Raw genomic sequence first — 24,683 nt, 5'->3', positions numbered from 1 at the left:
CGCGACGCAACGGCCGCCCCGGTCGGACCAGCGATTCAGGACCCCACGATCGCGATCCGTTCCGCGTGCTCCCGGCGGCGCTGCCGGTTCGTGAGCGTCGAGACGGACACGACGATGGCGATGCCGACGACCGCCGACACCAGGCCGGTCCCCGCCCCGAGCCCACCCCGACCCGGAGCGACCGCGACCCAGTCGGCCACGGACGCACCGAGCGGACGGGTGAGGACGTACGCCGTCCAGAACGCCACGACGGGACCCAGCACGCGGGAACGGCGGAGCGCCACGGTGACCAGCACCGCCGCGAGGAAGCAGCAGCCCCCCGCCAGGAACCCGAACCGGGTCACCGACGCGACGAGGTCGCCCGTCGCCGTCCCGAGCGCGAAGGTCGCGATCACCGCCGCCCAGTACCAGAGCTCGCGCGACAGGGAGTCGATGCCGTGGACGTCGAGCGACCCCGCCGTGGTCCGCCACCCGACGAAGACCGCGGCGAGCACCACCGCGAACACGAGCGCGGACAACGCGTACGGCACCCCGACGGCGACGTGCGCCGCGTCCGCCACCATCGTGCCGAACACCGCGACCATCACCACGGCCGCCCAGTACCGCCACGGCGAGAACCGCGGGCTGGCGACCTGCACGGCGAGCACCGCGATGAAGACCACCGCCGTGGTGAGCACGGTGTCCACCGGATCGAACCGGCGGACCAGGAAGTCGGACAGCGCCTCACCGAAGCCGGTGGTGAGGACCTTCACGAACCAGAACGACGGAGAGGGGACCGGGACCTTGTTCACACGCACGCTTCGAGGCTCGCCGCACGGCTCGGAGGATCCTCTGAGAATCGCACTGTGCCACGCTGGGAACGAGCGCCGTCACGGCGCCTCGGAGGGAGACCGTTGAGGAAGGACGACCGGCTGTTGCTCGTGGAGGACGACCCGCGGCTCGGACCGCTCGTCGCCGAGGTGCTCGGCGACGACTGGGAGGTGACGCTCGTGACCTCCGGCGAGGAGGCGCTCGCGACCGCAGCTGAACGGTCGTTCGCGGTGATGGTCGTCGACCGCCGCCTGCCGGGCATCGACGGCGCCGAGTACGTCGCCGCGCTGCGTCGGCGGCGGGACGCGACCCCGGTGCTCATGCTCACGGCGCTCGGCGCCCTCGACGACCGTGTGTCCGGCCTCGACGCCGGCGCGAACGACTACCTGGTGAAGCCGTTCGAGTTCGACGAACTCTCCGCACGGCTCCGCGCCCTGACCCGCGACTACACCTCCGAGGGAGACCCCCTGCCGATCGGCGGGTGGACCTTCTACCCCGACACCGCGACGGTGTACTCGCCGTACTCCGGCCGCATCCAGCTCACCGACCGCGAGAACGCGCTGCTCGAACTCCTGGCGAAGTCCCCGACGACCGCCTTCTCGCGTGCCCACATCCTGTCGAGCGTCTTCGGCGAGAGCGAACTGGAGGGCACCGTCGACACCTACGTGCACTACATCCGGCGGAAGACGGACCGCGAACTCATCACGACGATCCGCGGCGTCGGGTACCGGATCGGTTCCCCGTGAGCCGCGATCCCGACGAGCTCGCGGTGCACCGGTCGGCGGTGCGGATCGGCTGGCAGGTCGCCGCGGTCTCCGCCGGACTCGTGGTGGTCATCATCGGACTGGTGTTCGCGTACGTGCTCTGGCAGTCGAGTGCCGGTGAGGAAGCCGAACGGCACGCCACCGACACCACCAGGATATTCGTGGACCGCGACGAGCTGCTCGCCGCGCTCGCGGTGATCGGCGCGGGAGCCGTGGTGCTGGCCGGCGCCGCGACGTGGCTGATCGCCCGACGCGCAGTGGTGCCGCTGGGCGACGCGCTCCGACTCCAGCGGACCTTCGTCGCCGACGCGAGTCACGAGTTGCGGACACCGCTCACGGTGATGAGTGCGCGCGTCCAGCAGCTGCAGCGCCGCATCCGACCGGACGACGAGAACGCGGCCGTCGTCGCGGCGCTGCGTGAGGACACCCGTTCGCTCGCAGCCATCGTCGACGACCTCCTCCGCGTCGCCGCCTTGGAGCCCGACGGCGAACGGCTCGAGTCTGCCCTGCTCCCCGAGGTGGTGCGGGCGGCCCGTGACCTGGGCGTCCTCGCTGACGAGCGCGACGTCCGGATCGAGTACGACCGGGTCGAGGTCTCGGTCGCCGTGCCGTCCACCGCACTCCGTCGGTGCATCGTCGCGCTGCTCGACAACGCGGTCGGTCACGCGCCGGCGGGTTCGGTGGTGTCGGTGTCGGTCCACGCCGCGAGCACCACCGTCGAACTCTCCGTGCAGGACCAGGGCGACGGGATCCGGGGCATCGACCCGGCGCGGGTCTTCGACCGCTTCGCACACGGCAGTCACTCGGCCGGCAGGGGGACGAGGCGCGCGAGCTACGGCATCGGCCTCGCACTCGTCCGTGAGGTCGTGCTGCGGCACGGCGGGGCGGTCCGGGTCGGCGCGACCGGCCCGGACGGCACGACGTTCGTGCTGACCCTCCCGCGTGCGGACGCGCCGAGCGCGAACGGGTCCACCCCGGGCCGGCACGACGGGGGCGCGTCCGACGCGAGCGGACCGGCCGCGAGCTGACCGCGCGGCCGGTCCGTCCGACTCACGCCGCCATCGCGTCCTCACCGAGCGTCCGCGTGGTCGAGCGTCGGCGCAGCCTGACCGCGACCACACTGACGATCGCGACGATCGCCGCGAGGAAGAGGACGCTCGTGGCGATCGTCCCGAAGCCCAGCCCACCGTCACCGGTCGGTTGCGACAGCAGGTCGCCGAGGGAGGCACCGAGCGGGCGGGTCAGGACGTAGGCGGCCCAGAAGCACACCACGCCGTTCACCCGGAACCCGAAGAACAGCAGCGAGACGAGGGCGATGCCCCCGGCGAAGAGGAGCAGCGCCGGCAGGTAGCCGAGGCCCGTCTGCTCTCCGATGAGGTCGCCGGCGGCCGTGCCCAGCGCGAAGGTGAACAGGATCGCCAGCCAGTAGAAGACCTCGCGGCGGAAGGTGTCGACCCGGTGGATCGACAGCGTCCCCTCGACGCGGTACCAGATGGCGAACACCGCGGTGAGGGCTGCCGCGAACACCACGGTGCTCGCCCACAGCGGCACGCCGAGCCCGTCGGTGAGGTTGTCGGTGATGCAGGTGCCGACGATGCTGATGAGCACCACCGTGACCCAGTAGACCGACGGTCGGTAGGCGCGGCCACGGAACTGCGCGACGAGGAAGGCGACGAGCACGGCGGCCATCACCACCGTGGTGAGCGGGAGGCCGAATCCGAGGGTGTCGCTCATCAGGTCGGCCGCGGTCTCACCGACGGTCGTGGCGAGCACCTTGATGATCCAGAACGACGCGGTCGGGTCCGGGACCTTGTTGCGCGAACGGAACAGGACGCCGGTGGGCGCGGGGATCGAGCGTGGCATGGGATGCCTCCGTGGTCGGTCGACACGCTCCGGTCGGAGCGCGGCACGACCGTACGGACGAGGGTTCCAGAATCCGCTCAGAAACCGGAGCTGGGGCAGGACGGCACGTGGCCGGGGCACCCGTCGGACTGGAGGCGCGTGGCGGCCCTGCACCGTGCCTCCAGTCCGCCACCTGGTCCGGTGTCAGACCCGCTCACCCGAGCGCGGGGTCGGGCGCGTTCGACGCGCGCGGAGCGCGCCGATGACGACGGGGAGCACCGAGACGACGACGATCACCACGCTGAGGACGTCGATGTTGTGTGCGACGAACGGGATGCCGCCCAGGAGCACGCCGACCACCGTCATGCCGACCACCCAGGCGATTCCACCGACGAGGTTCCAGAGCGTGAAGCGGCGCCAGCGCAGGTCGGCGGTACCGGCCGCGAGCGGGACGTAGGTGCGGACGATCGGGACGAACCGACCGAGCACGAGCGCGAGTGCGCCGTACCTCGCGAAGAACGCCTCTGCTTCCTGCAGGCGGGATGTCCTCAGGACACGTGCGTCGTCACGGAACAGCCGTCGTCCCACGCGCCGACCGAGCCAGAACCCCACCTGGTCGCCGAGGAACGCTGCGACGACACCGACCAGGATGATCTGCCAGGGCGTGATCCCGAGCGCGCTCGACAGGATCGCCGCGGTGACGAGGAGGGAGTCGCCGGGCAGGAACGGGAAGAGGACACCGGACTCGACGAAGACCACCAACCCGATGCCGAGCAGGACCCATGGGCCGAACGTGTGGAGCAGCGAAGTGGCGTCGAAGATCGGGACCACGGCGGGGACTATCGTGTGCATCGGACGATCCTCGGCGGGCGGGGATCAGGAACGTCCAAGAATCGGCGCGGCCGAGCCGGCGAGTGCCGCTCGGAGGAACGGCGCCGTCCGACTGTCCGGCGACGCCGCGACCTGGTCCGGGGTGCCCGCGGCGACGACCTGCCCGCCGGCGTCGCCGCCGCCCGGCCCCATGTCGATGACGTGGTCCGCCTGCGCGACGACGTCCATCGCGTGTTCGACCACGACGACGGTGTTCCGGGCGTCGGTCAGCCGGGCGAGCTGTTCGGTGAGCAGCTCGGCGTCGGCGGGGTGGAGCCCGGTGGTCGGCTCGTCGAGCAGGTACAGCGTGTGTCCGTTGCGCGCTCGCTGCAGCTCGGTCGCCAGCTTGATCCGCTGGGCCTCGCCGCCGGAGAGCTCGGGTGCGGGTTGGCCGAGTCGGAGGTACCCGAGCCCGACCTGTCGGAGGACCTCGAGCGCGCGGGACGCCGGCGGGACGGCGTCGAGGAACGGCGCGGCCTCGTCGACGGTCATGCCGAGGACGTCGGCGATCGTGGCACCGTTCCACCGGACCTCGAGGGTCTCGGCCGTGTACCGGGTCCCGTGGCACTCCGGGCACGGCGCCCAGCTGCCCGGCAGGAACAGGAGCTCGACGGACACGGATCCCTCGCCCTGGCACACGTCGCAGCGGCCGCCGGCGACGTTGAACGAGAACCGACCGGCGCTCCACCCGCGGGCACGGGCGTCGTCGGTCGCCGCGAACGCTGCGCGGACGGCGTCGAAGAGACCGGTGTACGTGGCGAGGTTGGACCGGGGCGTGCGGCCGATCGGCTTCTGGTCGACCTGCACCACGCGGTCGACGAGCGGGTGCGTCGCCGCGACCTCCGGCAGGACGCCGCCGACCAGGGAGGACTTGCCCGACCCGCTCACACCGGTCACCGCGGTGAGGACTCCGAGCGGGACGTCGACGTCGAGCCCCCGGAGGTTGTGCCGTGTGACGTCGCGGAGTTCGAGCGTCCCGACCGGGAGCCGGCGTTCCGGTGCGGCGACGGTGCGCGCGCCCGGGTCGAGGTACCGCCGGGTCACCGACTCGTCGGCCTCGGCGAGCCCGTCGACGGGGCCGCTGTAGAGCACCGTGCCGCCGCCGGCACCGGCACCCGGACCGACGTCCACGATCCAGTCCGCCCGTCGGACGATGCGCATGTCGTGCTCCACGACGAAGACGCTGTTGCCGCCGGCGCGCAGGTCCTCGAGCACCTCCATCAGCGACTCGGCGTCGGCGGGGTGCAGCCCGGCGCTCGGTTCGTCGAGCACGTAGACGACGCCGAACAGCCCCGACCGGAGCTGCGTCGCGATGCGGAGCCGCTGCGTCTCGCCGGGGGAGAGGGTCGGGGTCGCCCGGTCGAGCGAGAGGTACCCGAGTCCGAGCCCGGTGAGCACCTCGACACGGGTCAGCAGGTCACGGCTGATGGCGACGGCGACCTCGGTGTGCTCGCCGGAGGACGCCCGTGACGTCGCGGCACCGGCGTCCGTGATCGCGGCGATCGGCCGCAGCACGTCGGCGAGCGCCGTCAGCGGGAGCCCGTTCAACGCGGCGATCGAGTGCCCGCCGATGGTCACCGCGAGCGCGGCACGTGTGAGGCCCGTGCCGTGGCACAGCCCGCACGGGCCGGACTCGACGAACTGCATCGCCTTGGTCCGCTGCGTCTCGCTCTGGGAGTCGGCGAGCGTGTGCAGGATGTACTGCCGGGCGCTCCAGAACCGTCCCTTGTAGGGCTTCGCCACACGGTCCCGCTTCGGGTGCACCTCGACGACCGGCTGTTCCTCGGTGAAGAGCAGCCAGTCGCGGTCCGCTCGGGGGAGCTCGCGCCACGGCCGTTCGATGTCGTAGCCGAGGACCGCGGTGACGTCGCGGAGGTTCTTCCCCTGCCAGGCGCCGGGCCACGCGGTGATCGCGCCGTCCCGGATGCTGAGGGAGTCGTCGTGCACGGCGGATGTCTCGGTGACCTCGTGGGCGGTGCCGAGCCCGTGGCACCGCGGGCACGCCCCGGCGACCGTGTTCGGCGAGAACGAGTCGGACTCGAGCCGGTCGGCTCCGGACGGGTAGGTCCCGGCGCGGGAGAACAGCATGCGCATCGAGTTCGACAGGGTCGTCAGCGTGCCGACCGTGGACCGGGTGCTCGGCGCGCCGCGGCGTTGCTGGAGCGCGACGGCCGGTGGGAGCCCGGTGATCGAGTCGACGTGCGGCGTCGACCCCTGGGCGATGAGGCGCCTGGCGTACGGGGCGACGGACTCGAGGAAGCGGCGCTGTGCCTCGGCGAAGACGGTGCCGAAGGCGAGTGAGGTCTTGCCGGACCCCGAGACGCCGGTGAACGCGACGATGCGGTCCCGCGGGATGTCCACGTCGACCCCGCGGAGGTTGTTCTCGTGCGCGCCCCGGACCCGGATGAAGCCGTCCGGCGAGGGTGGGGTGCTCGGCGTGCGCGGGGAAGGACGTGCGGGAGCAGGCATCCTCACGATGCTAGGCGGGGCGGCTGGACGCCGGACCGCGGACGGCGAGTCCGAGGCGCGGACGCCGCCCGCCAGCCGGCCGCCAGCCGCCGGTCAGCCGCCCGTCCCGGCCGACCCTCCCGGGAACCGTTCCGCCCCCGCCGTCGCCGAGCTCGGCAGGTCGCCTTGGGGGAGCGCCTCGCCCGCGTGGAGCGCCGCGGTCCACGAGGCCGTCGTCGCGACGGCAGCGAGGTTCGAGTGCAGCACGGTCATGAGTGTCCGGTGCACGGTCTCGGCGTCGACGGCCCCGGCGTCGTTCCCGATGCTGATCGCGCCGGTCGCGTCGGAGAGCACCTCGACAGCGATGCCCCGGGCTTCGGCGTCCGCCGCGGACGCGATGACGCAGTTGTTCGTCATGTACCCGACGAGGGTCACGGTCCCGATGTCGCGTTCCCGCAGCCAGTCCACGAGGTCGGTGTGGGCGAACACGGAGGAGTACTCCTTCGTGACGGCGTGCCACGAGTCGGTCCGCCGCTGCTCGATCTCCGGGTGCAGCGCGAAGCGTTCGGTGGTCGGGTCGAACACCGGTGCCGGTGTGCCCGAGGTGTGCTGGACGACGACGACGGGGGTGCCGTCAGCGGTCGCGGCGTCGATGGCGGTGGTGATCTGCGCCAGCGAGTCGGTGACGGGCGGGTACTGGACGGTCAGCGGGCCGTCGAAGTACTCCTGTTGGACGTCGATGACGACGAGGGCGCGAGCGGTGGTGGTCACGAGTGCTCCTGGGGTGCGGGACGGGCAGCCACGGAGACGGGCAGCCACGGAGACGGGCAGTCACGGGGACGGACACCCCGATCCTGCCCGCCCCCCGACGGAACTGGCTACCGACGCCGGTTCGCCGCGCGCACCTGACGGTGCCGTGCCGGCCCCGACTGTCGGACGACGACGGTGAGCGCGATCCCGGCGGCGAGCAGCGCACCGGCGATGCCGAGCGGGACGGTCGGGTCGGAGCCCGTGAAGGCCAGCTCACCGCCCGATCCGCTCCCGGAGCCGACGGCGACCGCTGTCGAGTTCCCCGCGGGGGTGGTCGGCGCGGCGCTGGGCGGCGTCGAGGCGGGCGCTGTCGGCCGGACCGTGATGGTCACGACCGTGGTGGCGTTCGGTGACGTGCCGTTCGACGCGGTGATCGTCACCCGCGACGTCCCCGGCGCGGTCGGGGTCCCTGAGACGACCCCGGTCGTGCCGTTCAGCGTGAGGCCGGCGGGCAGTCCGACGGCGGTGTAGGTCGGCGCTGGCGTTCCGGTCGCGGTCACCGTGTACGAGTACGGGGTACCGGCGGTCGCGGTCGGCGGTGTGCCCGACGTGATCGTCGGCGCCGTCGTCTCGGAGGGTGTCCCCGGCGTCGGGCACCCGGACGACGCGGTGATCGTGTTCGTGTCCAGCGTCACGGCGCCGGTGCGGGCGAGGAGCCGACCGACGACGGTCGCCCCGGTGGTCGCGGTCACGGACTGCTGCGCGAGGACCGTGCCCTGGAACTGCGCGCCCGTCCCCACGGTGGCCGAACTGCCGACCTGCCAGAAGACGTTGCAGGAGCTCGCGCCACCGGTGATCGTGATGCGGGTGCCGGACCCGATCGTCAGGGTGGACGCGGCCTGGAACACCCACACCGAGTTCGCGCTGCCCGCCAGGGTCAGTGCTCCGGTGTTCGCCAGCGAGAGTGCGCCGCCGGAGTAGACGCCCGGGGTCAGGGAGAGTCCGTTGAGTTCGGTGATGCCGGTGCGCGTCGGCGTGAGTCCGGCGGCGACGTCGTACGCCGTCGTCGTGTCGCGCTGTGCCTGAGCGGCGGCGGCGTCGGTCTGGTGGACGGTGCCGTTCACGATGCCGTCCGCCGGACCGAAGCCGGTGATCGAGGTCCCGGGGGAGACGCCGAGGTCGCCGTTGACGACCGTCGGGCCGGTGTTCGTCACCGCGCTGGCACCGAGGACACCGTAGGTCGCGGCGGTGCCCAGGTCGACGGGACCGTTGATCACGGTCGCAGCGGATGCGGGGGTGGTGGAGAGCAGGATCACGGACGCGGCGAGGCCGATCGCGGCACATCCCGTCATCACAGAGCGGAGGAACGGGGACGTGGCCATGAAGGCACCTGTCTGAGCGGGAGAGGCACGACGCGAGCGTCGACGACGCCAGCATGATCTCCGGTCTTCGAAGTATGCGCCCTGATCGACCGTTTCCGGCCTGATCAGCGCGTATTGTCCGCCCGGCTCGCCGCGACCGCGGCCCCCACGACCGCGGTCACGGACGACCGGACTCCCCGCACGCACCCCACGATGCCGTGGCGTCCCGTCCGCCACATCCTCCGATCGGATGAAAGCTGACAGTCAGTCGACAGGGCTCGCGATCGCGACGACGGCCTGGAGGAACGGTGCCAGCCCGCCGCGCGCCTCCAGGCCCGCTCGGATCCGGCACCGTACGGGGCCGCGGAGACCGCACCGTGGGACCATGGACCAGGCACGGACGACGGCGTCCGCGCACGACGCGGAGGAGCGCACCATGACCGTCACCCTCAACCCGTACATCGGGTTCCGCACGCAGGCGCGCGACGCCCTCGGCTTCTACCACTCGGTCTTCGGCGGCGAGGCAACCCTCACCACCTTCGGCGAGGCCGGCATGGCCCAGGACCCCGCCGACGCCGACAAGCTCATGCACGGCCAGCTCCTGGCGGAGAACGGCCTCGTCCTCATGGTCTCCGACGCACCCGCGGGCATGGAGGGCCCCGACGTCAGCAACATCTCGGTGTCCCTCAGTGGCGATGACGAAGAAGCGCTCACCCGCTACTGGAACGGCCTCGCCGAGGGCGCCACCATCATCGAGCCGCTCACGAAGGCGCCGTGGGGCGACGTCTTCGGCATGCTCACCGACCGCTTCGGCGTGGCCTGGCTCGTGAACATCAGCGGCCCGGCCGACAGCGGACCGGTCGGCAGCGCGTCGGACGTCAGCGGCGCGGCGGGCTGATCGCGTCGGCCGGGGCGCTCGCCGCGATCGGCCACCGCGGGACCCAACACCGGACTCGGTCGGCGTAGCGCCGGAAGTCGTCGCCGAACCGGTGCTCGAGGTCGGCTTCCTCGAGCGGGCGGACGATGCAGTTCCAGACGATCGAGCCGGCGAGCGCGTACACGACGACCATCCACGACGAGAGCAGCAACCCGACGGCGACCCCCTGGGCGATGCCGGCGAGTGCCATCGGGTTCCGGACCGACCGGTACGGCCCGGCGACGACGAGGCGGTTCGGCATCGCCGAGGGCAGCGGCGTGCCCTTTCCCTGCGTCGCCATGGCCGCAGCCGACGCGATCCCGAGGGCGCTGGCCGCGACGAGCGCCACCGCACCGGCCACGACCGAGGCGGTGACCAGCGCGTCGGGAAGCGGTGGGTGGAGCCGCCAGCGGTGCTCGGCGAACGCGACGACGAGCGGGATCACCCCGAGGAACAGCCCCCAGAAGACCACGATCTGCAGCACGGTCGCGAGGACGTTGCGTCGCCGCGGCGCGTCCGGGTCCGCCGTCCGGAACGCCAGCGGGCCGAAGGTCACCCACTCCGTCGGGATCCTCCCGAGCAGCACCAGCGTCAGCGCGAGCGCCGATCCGACGGCGGCCACGATCATGACGAGGACACCGACGCCGGCCTCGGTGGTGACGGTCGCCCACGCTGCGAGACCCACCATCACGAGAACGGTCCACACCGTGGCGACGGCGGCGGCGATCCGCACACCGGCAGCCGCGAGCGCGGACCCGAGCACGAACAGCGGCACGTCGAACGCGGCGACGAGGACCGGGTCGAGCGACCCGAGCGTCGCGGTCCGGACGGCAGGGATCGAGAAGACCGCGATCCACCAGGCCGCCCCGCCGAGGGCCTGCACCGCGAAGTACAGCCGACCCCAGGACATGGGTGCACCGTAGCAGTGCGCGGCGCGCACGGAAACGAATCCGGCCCGGCCCAGGACAGACTGGAGGCGCGGTGCCAGCTGGCACCGCGCCTCCAGGCAGAAAACAGGAACGACCAGATCAGCCGTGACTGTTGAGCAGTCAGCCGTGACTGTTGAGCAGTCAGCCGTGACTGTTGAGCAGTCAGCCGTGACTGTTGATCTGGCCCAGCCAGCGTCCGAAGGACGGCGTCGTGTCGTCGTGCAGACTCGCCAGCACCGGCTTCGGCAGGCAGGTGCGCTCGTCGTCGATGCCGGCACTCTCGTGGAGGTCGAGGCTCATGGTGTGCTCCTTCGCGTTCGGTGATGAGTTCGACACGCGCGGGCGTCGTTCCATTCCCGGAACGTTGCCATCCGCGGGCCGGGGACCAGGGACGGTCCGCCTCCTGCGCCGCCGTCCAGGTGTCCGGGGTTCGCTCGGGGCATGAGCGACGACGAGCAGCAGACCCGCAAGGACTTCGCCGACGCGGTGAACATGACCGCGTCCCAGCTCCGGCACTGGCTCGACACCGACGAGTCGAAGCAGGTCGGGCAGAAACCGTCCGGCGGCGGCGAGTCCACCGGACACGAGAGCGGACGGCACATCGTCCGGATCCTCGAGCAGAAGCAGAGCGACCACACCGACGCCGACTACGCCCACATGCGGAAGGTCGTCGGCTACGTCGCCCGCCACTCCGAGCAGCGACCGGACGGCGACGTGCACGACACCCCGTGGCGCTGGTCGCTCATGAACTGGGGCCACGACCCCGAGAAGCACTGACCGCAGCTGCCGTCGGGCAGAATGGCCACGTGAACGAGACGGGCATGCCGCGCTTCCGACGGATCTGGTCGACGGTGCAGGTCGGCGTGCTCGCCGTCGCCGTGGTCTTCTGCATCGTGATGCTCGTCATCGGGCAGGGCAAGCTCGACCGGGTCTACGCCGTCGGAGCGGTCTTCTTCGGGCTGGCCCTCGTCGGCCACAGCACGTACCTCTGGCTCATCGCACGGAACGACCGCAGCCGGTCCTGAGCGTCACGCGTTCTGGTACACCCGGAGCCAGTCCACCGTCATCTGCTGCGGGAACCGGGTCGACGCGTCGGGGGAGCCGGGCCACGAACCGCCCACAGCGACGTTCAGCACGACGAAGAACGGCTTGTCGAACACCCACGGGTTCGACCCGACGTCGGCCCGGGTGACGGTGCGGTAGGCGACTCCGTCAACCGTCCAGGTGACGGAGTCCGGCCGCCAGTCGACCCCGTAGACGTGGAAGTCGTCGGCGAACGCGGCACCGCTCGGGTTCGTGTACGCCGCCGAGATGCCCTGCGCGCCCGAGTAGCCGGGCCCGTGCACCGTTCCGTGCACGACGGCGGGCTCGTACCCGACGTTCTCCATGACGTCGATCTCGCCGCACGCGGGCCAGCCGACCTGGCCGATGTCGGCGCCGAGCATCCAGAAGGCCGGCCAGATGCCCTGCCCGCGCGGGATCCGGATGCGCGCCTCGACGCGCCCGTACTGCGCCGAGTAGGTGCCCTCGGACTTCAGACGAGCGGACGAGTACGACCCATCCGCCTCGCGTCGGGCCGTGATGACGAGGTTGCCCCTGCCGTCGAGCGCCGAGTTCCTGCGGGAGTCGGTGTAGGTCTCGAGTTCGGCGTTGCCCCAACCGTTGCCGCCGAGGTCGAACCGCCAGATCGCCGGGTTCGGGGCCGAACCGGCGGGGCCGTCGAACTCGTCCGCGGCGAGGAGCACGGCCGAGGGAGCGGCGGTGGCGCCGGTCGCGGCACGTGCTGCGTCGGCGCCCGCGCCGCTCAGCGCACTCGCGGTGCCGAGCGCAGCGGTCGCTGCTCCGGCGAGGCCGAGTGACACGAACCGTCGTCGGTCGAGGTGGTCGTCCATCGGTGCCTCCTGGGTGTGTTCCGGGCGGGACTGCTGGTCGTGCGTCGTGCGTGGTGCGTGGTGCGTGGTGCGTGGTGCGTCGTTCGTCGTTCGTCAGGGGCGGTACGCGATGCAGAGCATCGTGACGTCGTCCGGGTGCTCACCATCGTGCGCCAGCTCGGCGATGCCGTCGACCAGCTGCTGGGGGTCGGGCCGCGCAGCGACCCAGGCTTCGAAGCGGTCGAGCGAGTCGAGGTCCCCGCCGAACAGGTCGAGCACGCCGTCGCTCACGCTGACGATCGCGTCGCCGGGCGCCAGGTCCGTCGTCTCACTCGTCCAGCTCGACCCGACCCCGATCGGCAGGTGCCCCGAGCGGAGTGGACGCACAGCGCCGTCCGTCGTGCGGAGGAGCGTCAGCCCGTGCCCGGCATCGACCCAGCGGGCGTGCCCGTCGGTGTCGACACGGACGTGGAAGCAGGTCGTGAACTGCCCGCTGGTGAGGTCGGACGACCCGCTCGCGAGCCCCGCGGCTGCCCGACGGACGGCGATCGCGGGGTCCGCCTCGTCGACCGTGCTGCGGATCACCGAGCGCACCGCGGCGGCGATCATGCCCGCCCCGACGCCCTTGCCCATCACGTCGCCCAGGGTGAAGGCAGCGCCTCCGGGGGTCGGGAACCAGTCGTAGAAGTCACCGCCGACGCTCCGCGCGGGGATGCACACGCCGAGGGCACGGAGCTCGCGGGGCAGGCCGGCGGTCGACGTGGGCAGGAGCGACTGCTGGACGATGGCGGCGCGGTCGATCTCACTCTCCGCGACGCGGCGGCGGCGCTGGGCATCGTCGAGCCGGATGCCGGCGTGACGGGACAGCTCGTTCGTGACGGCGGCGGTCGCGCCGTAGACGATCACGGCGAACGCCAGGCGGACGAGTTCGGAGGGTCGGGGCTCGGTCAGTTGCAGGACGTAGGGCAGCAGGAGCGTGACGCAGGTCCCGACGAGCGGGTAGACGACGTGCCGTCGGCCCGGCCACGCGGCGATCCAGATCACGGGGAGGACGACGACCGCCAGGAAGACCGAGCGGGTGTCGCCGGTGCCGTAGCGGAGCAGTCCGATCGCGACGAAGTCGATCGCGGGGACGACGAGTTCCGCGCGGGCGAGCGCCGGCCAGCGGGCCATCAGCGCGGCGAGGACGATCCCGATCACCGCGATGCCGACGCCGGTCCACATCCGGGGCGCGTCGGTGACGGTCAGCCAGGGCAGGAGCGTGCTGCTCACCGCTGCGGCGACGACGAGCGCCGCGACCACGGACTGCTTCGCGAGGGGTGCCCAAGACGTCCGGAGCCCGCTGAGCACGATCGGACCGGTGTCGTCCCGGGTCGTCACTGTCCAGGTCGCGGTCGTCGCGGTCGGGCCGGCCGTGCTGGTCATCGTCCCGATTCAACTCGGTCCGCGGCCCCTGGGCAACCGCGGCTTCCGGGTGCGCCGCGGTCAGCCGAAGCGGACCGCGAGCGGCACGAGCAGCCCGGCGACCCAGACGAGCACCATCACGAGGGCGCCGATCGCGATGAGACGGCGGCGGCGACGGAGTTTCGGGCTCCGCTCCTCGCCCCACATCTGGGCCCGGACGAGCACCCGGTTCGCCTGGTCGACGACCTTCCGCACCTCGGGGTCGTCGAGCTCGAGTACGCCGTCCCGGGCGTGTTCGGCGATGACCGTTGCCTCGTCGACGGTGAGGTCGTCCTTGCGCATGCTCCATCGTCGCACTCGGAGCGCGCGGGCGCACGAACGGCTTCGACGTGCGGACACTCCCACGTGGCCCGCGGTTGGCCGGGGCAGCGCTCAGCCCGCGCGCTCCACCACCACGTCGATCGGCAGCGCCCTCCCGAGGTCGGCGACACGCTCGTCACGCATCGGCCGCCCGTCGATCGTCGGCAGGTCGAGGTAGCTCCGCCGGACGACGTGCCGCAGCGCAGCAGCGCCCGCCACCGCACCGCCCGCCGCCGCACCGCCCGCCGCCGCACCGCCCGCCGCCGCCCGACCCGGTGCTCCGGCCGAGGGGACCATCCGCCATGCCTGGGGGCGACGTCGCAGAAGCTCGGCGTCGGCCGCGGTCGCCGGTTCGGTGAGGAGCCTGCCCCAGAGCGTGTCGTCGGTCATCCCCGTCAACTCCCCGGAGGACAGGGCACCGTCGCCGAGGAGCCGGGCCACCAGGTCGCGCAGGACGGTCACCGGGACGAGGTTGGCGGCCGAGCGCTGTGCGAGGGCCTCGCGGACGGCCAGGTCGGCGAGCTCGAGGGCGTCGTCCGCGTCGGCGTCGACCGTGCCGTCCACCAGCCGGAGCCGGCGGAGCAGCTCGTGCGGGGGCGTCGTCGTCCGACCGTGTGCCTGTCCGCTGCGGAGGAACGAGTCGAGGTGGTCGAGCTTCAGCCCGCCGGCTCGCGGGGTCAGCACGGACGGCTCGGCGCCCTCGTCGAGCGCGATGACCGCCTCGCCGTCGAACGCGTCGAGCGCGTCGAGCGGATCGACCCCGTCGTCCCCGTCCACCTCCGCCGCCAGCGACCGGATCGCCCGTCGCCCCAGGCCGTGGTGCTCGAGCCCGCCGAGTCCCTCGAGACTGTGGCTGAACGGCAGGTGCCCGACGTCGTGCAGCAGCGCGGTGGCGCGGGCGAGGTGGTCGTCGGGGGCGAAGTGGGCGACGAGCGCCAGCACCCCCAGCGAGTGCTCCAGCCGCGAGTACGACTGCGTCGTCGTGATCGAGGCGGCCCCGGCGTGGGCGATGAACGCGAGCCGCCGGACCGGCCACGTCTCGAGCAGCCGCCGTTCGAGCGGGGTGAGCTGCACCTCGACCCGCCAGAGCGGATCGAACCAGACACCGTCGATCCCCATCGTGTCCACTGCGTCCCCGTGCACCGTTCGCTCCTCGTCGTCCACCCCGACGCTACAGGGGTACGCGGACCTGGACGGCGACGGAGGTCGTCCGCGTAGCAACGACGCCATGACTCATCGGTTCCGCGGGAAGATCGTCGTCGTCACCGGAGCATCGAGCGGCATCGGGAGGGCCGCCGCGCACGAGTTCGCCCGGCAGGGCGCGACGCTCGTGCTCGCCGCGCGCAGCCACGACAGCCTCGAGGCCGCCGCCGCCGAGTGCCGCGCCCTCGGTGCCGAGGCCGTCGCGATCCCCACGGACATCGCGGACGAGCACCAGGTGAACGACCTCGTCGCCACGACCACGACCCGGTTCGGCCGGATCGACGTCTTCGTCGGCAACGCCGGGCTCTTCGTCTACGGGCTCTTCGACCAGACTCCCGTCGACTCCTTCAAGCGGGTCGTCGACACGAACCTGTACGGGCACGTCAACGCCGTGAAGGCCCTCCTGCCGCACTGGCAGCAGCGGGGCAAGGGCACCTACGTGCTGGTCGGTTCGATCCAGTCGCTGCTGTCCGCGCCGTACCAGTCGGCGTACGTCACGAGCAAGCACGCGGCGCTCGGGCTCGTCGACACGCTCGGCGACGAGTTTGCCGGCACCGGCATCCGCTTCACCGCGCTGCTGCCCTCGACCATCGACACCCCGATCTACCAGAACGGCGCCAACTACACCGGGAAGAACTCGCACCCGCTGCCGCCGACGGTGTCCGTGGAGCGGGCCGGCCGCGCCGTCGTCACCGCGGCGCTGCACCCGAAGCGCTACCGGTTCGTCGGACGGATCCAGGCGTCGCTCGTGCCGCTGCAGTACGTGTTCCCGGGCCTGTTCCACAAGATCACGAAGCCGATGGTCGAGACGTTCGCCCTGCGGGGGAAGGGTGCGCCGACCGACGGCAACCTGCTCGCGCCCGCCGACGTGGGCAACGCGACGAACGGCGGCTGGGTCGCGAAGCGACGGCGCGTCACGCGCCCCCTCGTGTGGGCCGGGGCGGCGGCCGCGGTCGCTGCGGTCGTCCTGAACCGACGCCGTTGACGGCCTGGAGGCGCGTTGCGGCCCCGCCCCGCGCCTCCAGGCCGCTGGTCGGTCGCGACCACCCCGCCGGCTGAGCGGGTTCGCGCTCGCGCGACGCAGCCGCGCGGACCCGGGACAATGGGACCGCCATGCCACGTCCCACCACGCGCCTCCCGCTCAACACCCTCGCCGTCCCGTTCGGCCTCGCCGGTTCCGCCGAGACCTGGTCGTACGCGGTCCCCGTGCTCGACCTGCCGCCGTTCCTCCCGCATGTGTTCTGGGCGGTCGCCGCCGTCGCCTGGGTGTGGATGCTCGGCGCCCACGTCCTGCGCGGCGTCCGGGTGCGGCGGCGCGAACGGCTCGTCGACCAGCTCCGCCACCCGGCGCAGGGCCCGCTCGCCGCGCTCGTGCCCGCGACCGCGATGCTGCTCGGTGTCGACCTCGCCCGGTTCTGGCCGGTCGGCGGCGAGGCCGTCGTCCTCCTCGCCGTGGCCGTCGCCGCGGGGTTCGCCGCCTGGCTCCTCGCGACGTGGGTCGAGGGTCGGCTCGCGCTCGAGTCCGTGCACGGCGGCTACCTGTTGCCGACCGTCGCCGCGGCCCTGGTCGGCTCCGTCGCCACGCACGAGGTCGGCGCGACGTGGCTGTCCTGGTCCTGCTTCGGCGTCGGCGTGTTCTTCTGGGGCGTGATGACCGGGCTGCTCCTGCTCCGGCTGTCGTTCCGGCCGACGCTGCCCGGACCGCTCGTCCCGACGATGGCGATCCTCGTCGCACCGCCCGCCGTCGCCACCGTGTCGCTGTTCGCGCTCACCGGCGACGCCGTGACGCTGCCCGTGCAGGCTGTCGCGGGCCTCGGCGCGCTGCTCTTCCTCGTCCAGCTCGCACTGCTGCCGCGCTACGTCCGACTGTCGTTCTCGCTCGGCTTCTGGTCGTTCGTGTTCCCCGCCGCGGCCGTCGCCACCGCACTCATCGACTGGCTCCGGGTGCTCGCGCTGCCCTGGGCGTGGATCCCGACGGCCGCCGTCCTCGCGCTCCTCTGCTTGCTCGTCGCGGTCGTCGGCGGCCGGTCGATCGGGCTCGCCGTGCACCACCTCCTCCGGCAGGCCGAGGACGTCCTGCAGGCCGCCGACGACGAGGACGCGGAGCCGGGCCCGGTGACGGGCGCGACCCGGACGGTCTGAAGCCGACCCCGGCCTGGAGGCGCGGTGTGCGTCCGACGCGTGTCGCGCCTCCAGGCCTGGTCAGGTCGAGTGCCGCATGGCCGCGCCGGTCAGGCGGCGACCGCCTGGTCGACGGACAGGACCGGCGCGATCGTGCCGCTACGCGCACCCTCGTAGGCCGCGAGGATCATCCCGAGCACCGCGATGCCCTCGCGCTCCGTGTGGATCGGGCGGGCGCCGTCTCGGAGGCACCGGCCGAACGCCTCGATCTCCGCAGCGAAGGTGTCGACGTCCTCGAAGGTGACGGTCTCGCTGGTCCCGTCGAGCAGGTCCCACCGGAGGGTGGTGCCGTCGCTCGTGAGCGAGCCGAGCGACCCGACCGCGCTGAACCGCTCCGTCCCGGCCGCAGGCTCGTACGCCCAGCTGGTCACGAGCTGCCCGACCGCGCCGTTGTCGAACCGGAACAGCGCCTGGGCCGAGTCCTCGCCCTCCATGAAGTCGAGACGGTGGGTCGACAGCATCGCCGTCGCCTGCACCGGCACCCCGCCGGCCAGGTGCATCAGCAGGTAGCTCGGGTGGTAGCCGGTGTCGATGAGCTCGCCGCCGCCGCTCTGCGCAGCGTGCGCCCGCCAGCCCATGTTCGACGGGTCGAAGTCGTTGCGGAAGCTGTCCGTGGTCCGCACCTCGTAGACCGTGCCGAGCGTGCCGGAGTCGATGAGGTCCTTCGCCTTGGCGACCGCCGGCATGAACAGCTGGTTGTGGGCGCACATGAGCGTGATGCCGGCCTCGGTGACGGCGGCCTGGACGTCGCGGGCCTCGTCCGGGCTCAGGCAGAGCGGCTTCTCGCACAGCACGTGCTTGCCGGCGCGGGCTGCGGCGACGATGGCGTCGCGGTGCAGGTGGTGCGGCAGGCAGATGTCGACCGCGTCGACATCGTCGCGTGCCAGCAGGTCGCGGTAGTCCGTGAACGCGGGGACGCCGAGCTCGGTGCCACGTGCCTCGGCGGTCGACGGCACTGCGTCGGCGACGGCGGTGATGCGGATCAGGTCCGGGTGCTGTGCGTACCCGGCGATGTGGACGGTGGCGATCCCGCCGCCGCCGATGAGGCCGACGCGGATGGTGTCAGTGGGCATGGTGAGGACTCCTGATGGTGGGGCGTGCTGATGGTGGGGCGTGCTGGTGGTCGGTGCGGTGTTCAGGCGGGGGTGTGCTCGCGTGCTGCCGCGTTGGCAGGGGTGTGCTGGCGTGCTGCCGCGTTGGCGGGGGTGTGCTCGCGTGCTGCCGCGTTGGCGGCCACGACGAGCCGGGTGAGGTCGACGGCGCGGGCCACGTTCTCGTCGGCGCGCGTCCCCGCGTGGATGTGGTCGACCCACTGTCCGAAGGCGTCCTGCCCGTCCTCCGGGATCGGCAGATCGACCACGCCGTCGCCGTAGGCGGTCCCGCCGGCGGTGAGGCGGCCGTCCGCGTCGGAGTAGGCGAGCCAGCCGCCGGTCCCGGCGACGTCGATCGTGAACGGGGTCCCCGCGACGAAGCCCGCCTCGATGACCCCGATGGCCTGGGACGGGTAGCCGACGGTGACGACCGCGTGGTCCTCGACCGCCCGGCCGGTGACCGATCGGTACACCGCCTCGACGGTGTCCGGTTCGGCGCCGAGGAACAGCTGCGTCAGGTAGACGGGATGGCAGCCGAGGTCGGTGAGGGCCCCGCCGACCGCGGTCTGCGGGTCGAAGAAGCGTTCGGGGAGCCACGGTGCGAGGGCGCCGTCGTGCGACAGTCGCACCCGGGCGGTGTTGACCTCTCCGAGTCGACCCTCCTCGATCTCGCGTCGGATCGCCGCCGTGTACCCGTGGTACAGCCGCGGGAGGGAGACCACCAGCGCGACACCGGCCGATGCGCAGGCGGCGACGAGCTCCTCGCACTCCTTGACGGTGGGAGCGAGGAGCTTCTCGGTGAAGACGTGCTTGCCCGCGCGGGCGGCGCGGCCGATGACGTCGAGGTGCACGTCGGTCGACGTCGTGATCGTCACGGCGTCGACGTCGTCGCGTGCGAGCAGCGCGTCGAGGTCGTCGGTGAACGGGACGCCGAACCGGTCGGCTCCCTCGCGACCGCGCTCGGGGTCGTCGTCCCAGACGGCCACGAGCTCCGTGTCCGGGTGCTCGACGACCTGGCGCGCGTAGTCGCCGGCGTGGACGTGCCAGAAGCCGACGACGGCGACGCGGAGGGGAGTGCTGGGCATGGTGGCCTTTCCTGGTGCTGGTGCTGGTGCTGGTGGTCGTGCTGCTCCTGGTCGCTCGGCGTCAGATCCGGACCTTGTCGTAGTCGTTCGGGAGCGTGAACGGCGAGTAGGTCTGCATCATCGGGTCGACCCGGGCCTGCGCCCGCTCGACGGCCTCCTGCGGGCTGGCGCTGCCGAGCAGGACGCTCGACCGAGCGTCGGCGAGGGAGTCCCACCAGGCACCACCCACGGGCAGCGGCGGACGGCAGGTGGACGCGCTCATCGACTCGACGAAGAACCGGATCGACTTCGCCGACCCCTTCGGGTCCTGCAGCGCAGCGATGTTCGACGGCACGCTGGTCGCCGGCACCATGTAGGTCTCCTGGCCGCGCTTGCTGGTGAAGTACTTCATCAGCTCCCACACGGCGCGGTTCTTCTTCGACCCCTTCGGCATGCAGAGCGCGAAGCCGCCGGACCACGTGTACTTGTCGTCGCCCGCCTGCTGCGTCGGCAGGTACGAGACACCCCAGTCGAGGTCCTTCGGCCCGAAGTTGTCGAACCCCTGGATCGTCGACGGGACGCTCACCATGAACGCCATCCGGTCGGCCATGAACGCGGTCTGCCCCGGCGGGTGCCCGGTCGGCTCGTACGTCGCGATGAAGGTGTCGGCGGCCTTGTAGCCGTACCGGCCCGCCCAGTCCTCGTAGAACTCGAAGATGCTCCGGACGCTCTTCGAGTCCATCGTCATCCGGGAATCCTGCTGGTCGAAGTACGAGGCGCCGAGACCGAGACCCCACGTGAACGGCCAGCCCTCGCCGTACCAGGGCAGCAGACCCATGTGGGTGTAGTTGCCGCCGGACTTCTTCGTCAGCCGCTCGCTGACCTCCCACACCCGGTCGAACGTCGCCGGGCCGTTGTGCTCCCAGTCGAACTCGTCCGGATCGATGCCGGCACCCTTGAGCATCTTCCGGTTCACGAACATCCCCCGGGCGTCGGTGTCGTGCGGGAGCCCGTACGTCTTCCCCTCGTACGTGACCTCACCGATGGTGAAGCCGAGCCACTGCGCCAGGAACTCCTCCTTCGACTGGTCCTCGAACTCCTCGATCAGATCGTCGATCGGCTCGATGAGACCGATGGCCGCGTACTGCGCCGCACTGAACCGGTCGAGGAGCCACAGGTCCGGTGCAGTCCCACCGCGGACCGCCGTGATGATGCTCGTCGCGTCACCGGTGCCCTGCGACGGCACGACGTTCACCTTCACGTCGATGTCCGGGTGGAGCGCCGTGAACTGCTTGATCACCTTCGTCTGGAACGGCACGAACGTTCCCGTGACACCCCAGATCGTCACCTCGTTCGGGTTGCTGCGCGCCCCCGAGTCCGACGCGCAGGACGCCGCGAGCAACGCGAGCGCTCCGGCCCCACCGGTCGCGGCGGCACCGCGGAGGAACGTACGACGGTCGAATGCGCTGCTCACTTGAAGCTCCCGATCTGCACACCGCGGAGGAAGCTCCGCTGGAAGACGAAGAACAGGACCACCAACGGCAGGATGATCAGCACCGACGCCGCCATCAGCTGGTTGAACTGGAAGTCCTGCGAGTTGTTGAGGCGGAACACCTGCAGACCGATCGACAGTGTCTGCACGTTCTGGTCCTGCAGGTAGATGAGGGGACCGAGGAAGTCGTTCCACGCGCCCACCGCCGCGAAGATGCCCACGGTGACGAGGGCCGCGCGTGCCTGCGGGAACACGATCCGCCACAGGATGCCCCACTCGGACGCACCGTCCATCCGCGCGGCGTTGAGCAGGTCCTTCGGGATCTGCAGCAGGAACTGCCGCAACAGGAACACGTAGAAGGCCGACCCGAACAGGCTCGGCACGATCAACGGCAGGAACGTGTTGATCCACCCCAGCCGGGCGTACAGGTCGAACATCGGGATCAGGGTCACCGGGAACGGGATGAACAGCGTCGCCAGGACGACGTAGAACAAGCGGTCACGGCCACGCCACTCGAGACACGCGAACCCGTAGGCGATGACGAGGTTCGACACCATCGAGAACACCGTCACGCAGACCGTGATGACCAGCGTGTTCCGGAAGAACGTGAAGAACGGCATCGCGTTCACCGCTTCACCGAAGTTCGACCAGTCCAGCCAGTGCGGGAACCACGTGGGCGGGAACGCACCCAGCTCGGTGTTCCCCTTCAGCGCCGAGATGACCATCCAGTAGATCGGCACGAGGAACAGCAGGCTCATCCCGACGAGCACCACGCGCGCCATGACGGACGACAGCGGCGAACGGACCGAACCGTCGGCGTTGCGGGAGCGCTCGCCGCGGCGGTCACGACGACGGTTTGGACGGACGGTCTCCACCGAGGCCGTGACGGTGGGGGCGGACTTCGTGTGCAGGCTCATCGCGTCACTCTCCGGTCACGTCGTAGTTCACGAACCGCTTCGAGAGCCAGTACACGAGGCCCGACAGCAGCATCCCGGCCAGGAACAGCAGCACTGCCATCGCACTCGCGAAGCCGAGCTGCGCGTAGCTGAACGCGTTCTTGTAGAGGTAGAGCATGTAGAAGAGCGTCCCGTTGTCCGGACTGCCGAGGCCGCCGGTGCCGGACGAGATGACGTACGCCTCCGTGAAGACCTGCAGGCCGTTGCTGATCCCGGTGATGAGGTTGAACAGGATGACGGGGGAGAGCAGTGGCAGCGTCAGTGCGAAGAACTGCCGGACCGGTCCGGCGCCGTCGACGCGGGCCGCCTCGTACAGGGTCTTCGGGATCCCGCGCAGCCCGGCGAGGAAGATCAGGGCTGCGTTGCCCGCACCCATCTGCGCGAGCGCGACGATGACGAGCTTCGCCGTCGTGGGGTCGCCGAGCAGGTTCGTCGCGGGGATGCCGACCAGTTTCATGACCTGGTTCACGAGCCCGGTCTGCGGGTTGACGAGCACCACGAAGATGAACGCCAGCGCGAACGTGGGGATGAGGGACGGGATGTACAGCGCGGTCCGGTACCAGCTGATCTCACGGACGTCCTGGTTCATCGCCATCGCGATGACGATCGCCACGACGATCCCGACCGGCACGGCGATCACGGCGAAGAACAGGGTGTTGCCGACGGCGGTGTGCACGAGGGGGTCGATGAACGCCGCGATGTAGTTGCCGAACCCGACCCAGGTGATGGCGTTCATGCCGGAGTACCGGGTGAGGCTGATCGCGAACGAGTACACGAGCGGGTAGCCGATGAAGACGAGGACGCCGATGATCCACGGCGAGATGAAGGCGAGGCCGACGCGGAGCCGGCGCTTCTCGGCGACGGTCCAGGGGTGTTTCTCCCGTCGTCGTCGTTGCCGTGCCGAGCGCGCCGCGGCGGCTTCCTGGCGGATCGGTCGTGCTTCGGTTCCGGATCGTGTCGTCGTCGTCACGAGCGTCCCTTCGCGTCGTGGCCACCCCGATGTGGCCGAGTTCGATTCAATCGAATTGATCGATTAAATCGAGTTGCTGCGATGCTAGGGACCATGGAGCAGTCCCGTCAACGACCGGCACAACCCGTGTTGCAGCGCGGAACGAACAACGCCCGGGTGGGAACGCTCAACCGTGCGCTCGTCCTCGACGTCGTGCGGCGGCGGGGCCCGGTCACCCGAGCCGCCGTGGCCGGTGCCACCGGGCTCACCGCGCAGACGGTGTCGAACATCGCCGCCCGGCTGCTGTCGCAGGGCCTCGTCCGCGAGGACCGTGTGCTCGCGAGCGATCCCCATCGCGTGCTGCGCATCGCCGCCGACGCGCGGTACGCCGTCGGACTGCACCTCGACCCGGCGCGGGTGGTGGCGGTGCTGGTCGACCTCGCCGGTACCGTCCGCGCCACCGAGCACGTCGACACCGGTCCGCTCCGTGGTCCCGTCGAGATCGTGGACGCCATGGTCGCGGTCACGGAACGGCTCGTCGCGACGCCGCTCGCCGAGCACACGGCTGCGGCACCGGCCGTCCGCGACCGTCTCCTCGGGATCGGCATCGCCGCACCAGGACCGCTCGACCCGTTGCACCAGACGCTCGCTGCGCCGGTCCAGCTCCCCGGGTGGGGTGGCCTGCCCCTCGCCGACGAAGTGCGTCGCCGGACGGGGATGCCGGTGCTCCTCGAGAAGGACGGTGTCGCGGCGGGCCTCGGCGAGGCGTGGACGACCACGGACACCACCGGGCTCGTGAGCGTGACGCTCGGGCACGGCATCAGCGCCGCCGTCGTCGCCGGGGGTTCGGTCGTGCGGGGTGCGACCGGGAACGCCGGCGAGTTCGGCGGGATGCCGGTGCACGCGCACGGGCGGTGGACGGCGGTGTGGGAGGCGTGCCAGCCGCTGCAGCAGGTCGAGCGAGCCATCGGCGCCGGCGTGCTGCCGCCTGGGATCGCGATCGACCGTCCGGCGGCGGTGCGGGCGGCCTACGAGGCCCTGTGCGCCTCGGATGCCGGCCGCTCGCTCGTCGCGGCCGGCGGAACAGCCCTCGGCACCGCACTCGCCCACGTCGTCGAGCTCCTCGACGTCACCGACGTCGTCATCGGTGGCAGCGCCGCGATCGCCGGCGGAACGGTGTTCCTCGACGCGGTCCGGGCCGGACTCACCGGTCGTCTTCCCGAGGGGTCGCGGGTCGCCGTCGAGACGACCACCCACGGCGAAGCAGCCGTGGCACGCGGGGCGGCCTGCGCGGTGCTCGCGACGGCGCTCGACGCAGCTCCGGCGGTCCCCACCACCCCTGTCCCGGCGACCGTTCCGGGAGCTCGGGTCCGGAGCCCTCGCGCCCGCAGCATCGCCCACCCCTGGTGACTGCGCGCCGCT

General features: G+C 71.6%; 25 protein-coding genes. 8 read left to right on the top strand and 17 right to left on the bottom strand.

The annotated features are described in order from the left end of the window. Positions 1-35 precede the first annotated feature (35 nt). Entirely contained in the window at positions 36-797 is a 762-nt protein-coding gene (locus BLT36_RS16660; protein WP_175529700.1) for a COG4705 family protein, read from the bottom strand. Positions 798-893: 96 nt separating this feature from the next. On the opposite strand from BLT36_RS16660, the gene BLT36_RS16655 reads away from it, so the two are divergent. Both BLT36_RS16655 and BLT36_RS16650 read left to right on the top strand, forming a co-directional pair. Next, entirely contained in the window at positions 894-1,556 is a 663-nt protein-coding gene (locus BLT36_RS16655; protein WP_092096860.1) for a response regulator transcription factor, read from the top strand. Beyond that, positions 1,553-2,602 carry a sensor histidine kinase gene (locus BLT36_RS16650; protein WP_092096859.1) on the top strand — a complete coding sequence of 350 codons (1,050 nt, stop codon included), beginning with the start codon at positions 1,553-1,555 and terminating at the stop codon, positions 2,600-2,602. The genes BLT36_RS16655 and BLT36_RS16650 overlap by 4 nt, the downstream gene beginning before the upstream one ends. Before the next feature lie 22 nt (positions 2,603-2,624). On the opposite strand, the gene BLT36_RS16645 is transcribed toward BLT36_RS16650, so the two are convergent. The 5 genes from BLT36_RS16645 to BLT36_RS16625 form a co-directional block, all read right to left on the bottom strand. After that, positions 2,625-3,437 carry a COG4705 family protein gene (locus tag BLT36_RS16645; RefSeq protein WP_092096857.1) on the bottom strand — a complete coding sequence of 271 codons (813 nt, stop codon included), beginning with the start codon at positions 3,435-3,437 and terminating at the stop codon, positions 2,625-2,627. Positions 3,438-3,620: 183 nt separating this feature from the next. Continuing rightward, positions 3,621-4,268 carry a DedA family protein gene (locus BLT36_RS16640; protein WP_092096856.1) on the bottom strand — a complete coding sequence of 216 codons (648 nt, stop codon included), beginning with the start codon at positions 4,266-4,268 and terminating at the stop codon, positions 3,621-3,623. Positions 4,269-4,292: 24 nt separating this feature from the next. Further along, entirely contained in the window at positions 4,293-6,755 is a 2,463-nt protein-coding gene (locus BLT36_RS16635) for an excinuclease ABC subunit UvrA (protein WP_092096854.1), read from the bottom strand. A gap of 93 nt (positions 6,756-6,848) precedes the next feature. Then, a complete protein-coding gene (locus tag BLT36_RS16630) occupies positions 6,849-7,505 on the bottom strand; it encodes an isochorismatase family protein (RefSeq protein WP_092096853.1) in 657 nt (218 codons plus the stop codon). A 107-nt stretch (positions 7,506-7,612) separates the two neighbouring features. Further along, positions 7,613-8,866, bottom strand: a complete 1,254-nt coding sequence (locus BLT36_RS16625) for an ice-binding family protein (protein WP_092096851.1) — start codon at positions 8,864-8,866, stop codon at positions 7,613-7,615. Positions 8,867-9,230: 364 nt separating this feature from the next. On the opposite strand from BLT36_RS16625, the gene BLT36_RS16620 reads away from it, so the two are divergent. Continuing rightward, complete coding sequence (locus tag BLT36_RS16620; RefSeq protein ID WP_368086385.1) at positions 9,231-9,743, top strand: VOC family protein; 513 nt, start codon at positions 9,231-9,233, stop codon at positions 9,741-9,743. Here the strand turns inward: BLT36_RS16620 and BLT36_RS16615 are convergent. Both BLT36_RS16615 and BLT36_RS18850 read right to left on the bottom strand, forming a co-directional pair. Further along, positions 9,724-10,671 carry a methyltransferase family protein gene (locus BLT36_RS16615; protein ID WP_092096850.1) on the bottom strand — a complete coding sequence of 316 codons (948 nt, stop codon included), beginning with the start codon at positions 10,669-10,671 and terminating at the stop codon, positions 9,724-9,726. The genes BLT36_RS16620 and BLT36_RS16615 overlap by 20 nt on opposite strands. A gap of 181 nt (positions 10,672-10,852) precedes the next feature. Then, the gene (locus BLT36_RS18850; RefSeq protein ID WP_175529699.1) at positions 10,853-10,990 is read right to left on the bottom strand and encodes a hypothetical protein; all 138 of its coding nucleotides are present in this window, start codon (positions 10,988-10,990) and stop codon (positions 10,853-10,855) included. 141 nt (positions 10,991-11,131) lie between these two features. On the opposite strand from BLT36_RS18850, the gene BLT36_RS16605 reads away from it, so the two are divergent. Both BLT36_RS16605 and BLT36_RS16600 read left to right on the top strand, forming a co-directional pair. Further along, on the top strand, positions 11,132-11,467 hold the full coding sequence (locus BLT36_RS16605; protein WP_092096847.1) for a DUF3140 domain-containing protein: 336 nt from the start codon (positions 11,132-11,134) through the stop codon (positions 11,465-11,467). Positions 11,468-11,496: 29 nt separating this feature from the next. Further along, positions 11,497-11,715: a hypothetical protein gene (locus tag BLT36_RS16600; RefSeq protein ID WP_139166503.1), complete on the top strand. Its 219-nt coding sequence runs from the start codon at positions 11,497-11,499 to the stop codon at positions 11,713-11,715. Between the two features lie 3 nt (positions 11,716-11,718). Here the strand turns inward: BLT36_RS16600 and BLT36_RS16595 are convergent, their stop codons facing one another. The 4 genes from BLT36_RS16595 to BLT36_RS18480 all read right to left on the bottom strand — a co-directional run bounded on the left by BLT36_RS16595 (position 11,719) and on the right by BLT36_RS18480 (position 15,468). Continuing rightward, positions 11,719-12,582: a glycoside hydrolase family 16 protein gene (locus BLT36_RS16595; RefSeq protein WP_092096844.1), complete on the bottom strand. Its 864-nt coding sequence runs from the start codon at positions 12,580-12,582 to the stop codon at positions 11,719-11,721. A gap of 93 nt (positions 12,583-12,675) precedes the next feature. Next, positions 12,676-13,986, bottom strand: coding sequence for a PP2C family protein-serine/threonine phosphatase (locus tag BLT36_RS16590; RefSeq protein WP_092096842.1), 1,311 nt, complete (start codon positions 13,984-13,986; stop codon positions 12,676-12,678). Between the two features lie 60 nt (positions 13,987-14,046). Then, a complete protein-coding gene (locus BLT36_RS16585) occupies positions 14,047-14,307 on the bottom strand; it encodes a hypothetical protein (protein WP_092096841.1) in 261 nt (86 codons plus the stop codon). A gap of 90 nt (positions 14,308-14,397) precedes the next feature. Next, on the bottom strand, positions 14,398-15,468 hold the full coding sequence (locus BLT36_RS18480) for an HD domain-containing protein (protein WP_175529698.1): 1,071 nt from the start codon (positions 15,466-15,468) through the stop codon (positions 14,398-14,400). A gap of 85 nt (positions 15,469-15,553) precedes the next feature. On the opposite strand from BLT36_RS18480, the gene BLT36_RS16580 reads away from it, so the two are divergent. Together BLT36_RS16580 and BLT36_RS16575 are read left to right on the top strand one after the other, a co-directional pair. Continuing rightward, positions 15,554-16,513: an SDR family NAD(P)-dependent oxidoreductase gene (locus tag BLT36_RS16580; RefSeq protein WP_175529697.1), complete on the top strand. Its 960-nt coding sequence runs from the start codon at positions 15,554-15,556 to the stop codon at positions 16,511-16,513. A 128-nt stretch (positions 16,514-16,641) separates the two neighbouring features. Next, the gene (locus tag BLT36_RS16575; protein ID WP_092096838.1) at positions 16,642-17,670 is read left to right on the top strand and encodes an SLAC1 family transporter; all 1,029 of its coding nucleotides are present in this window, start codon (positions 16,642-16,644) and stop codon (positions 17,668-17,670) included. Positions 17,671-17,759: 89 nt separating this feature from the next. Here BLT36_RS16575 and BLT36_RS16570 read toward each other — a convergent pair whose 3' ends face one another. The 5 genes from BLT36_RS16570 to BLT36_RS16550 all read right to left on the bottom strand — a co-directional run bounded on the left by BLT36_RS16570 (position 17,760) and on the right by BLT36_RS16550 (position 23,282). Further along, complete coding sequence (locus BLT36_RS16570; protein ID WP_092096836.1) at positions 17,760-18,782, bottom strand: Gfo/Idh/MocA family protein; 1,023 nt, start codon at positions 18,780-18,782, stop codon at positions 17,760-17,762. 62 nt (positions 18,783-18,844) lie between these two features. Further along, the gene (locus BLT36_RS16565; protein ID WP_092096835.1) at positions 18,845-19,885 is read right to left on the bottom strand and encodes a Gfo/Idh/MocA family protein; all 1,041 of its coding nucleotides are present in this window, start codon (positions 19,883-19,885) and stop codon (positions 18,845-18,847) included. Positions 19,886-19,946: 61 nt separating this feature from the next. Continuing rightward, positions 19,947-21,338, bottom strand: coding sequence for an ABC transporter substrate-binding protein (locus tag BLT36_RS16560; RefSeq protein WP_092096833.1), 1,392 nt, complete (start codon positions 21,336-21,338; stop codon positions 19,947-19,949). Continuing rightward, on the bottom strand, positions 21,335-22,273 hold the full coding sequence (locus tag BLT36_RS16555) for a carbohydrate ABC transporter permease (protein ID WP_092096832.1): 939 nt from the start codon (positions 22,271-22,273) through the stop codon (positions 21,335-21,337). The genes BLT36_RS16560 and BLT36_RS16555 overlap by 4 nt, the downstream gene beginning before the upstream one ends. 4 nt (positions 22,274-22,277) lie before the next feature. After that, complete coding sequence (locus tag BLT36_RS16550; protein WP_254787711.1) at positions 22,278-23,282, bottom strand: carbohydrate ABC transporter permease; 1,005 nt, start codon at positions 23,280-23,282, stop codon at positions 22,278-22,280. Between the two features lie 156 nt (positions 23,283-23,438). On the opposite strand from BLT36_RS16550, the gene BLT36_RS16545 reads away from it, so the two are divergent. Beyond that, a complete protein-coding gene (locus BLT36_RS16545; protein ID WP_175529696.1) occupies positions 23,439-24,671 on the top strand; it encodes an ROK family transcriptional regulator in 1,233 nt (410 codons plus the stop codon). Positions 24,672-24,683: the final 12 nt, after the last annotated feature.

Origin of the sequence: Curtobacterium sp. UNCCL20, from assembly GCF_900101675.1 — a bacterium.
Classification (GTDB): domain Bacteria; phylum Actinomycetota; class Actinomycetes; order Actinomycetales; family Microbacteriaceae; genus Curtobacterium.
The sequence above is the reverse complement of the archived record's forward strand: the minus strand, read 5'-3'. Positions and strand labels throughout refer to the sequence as shown.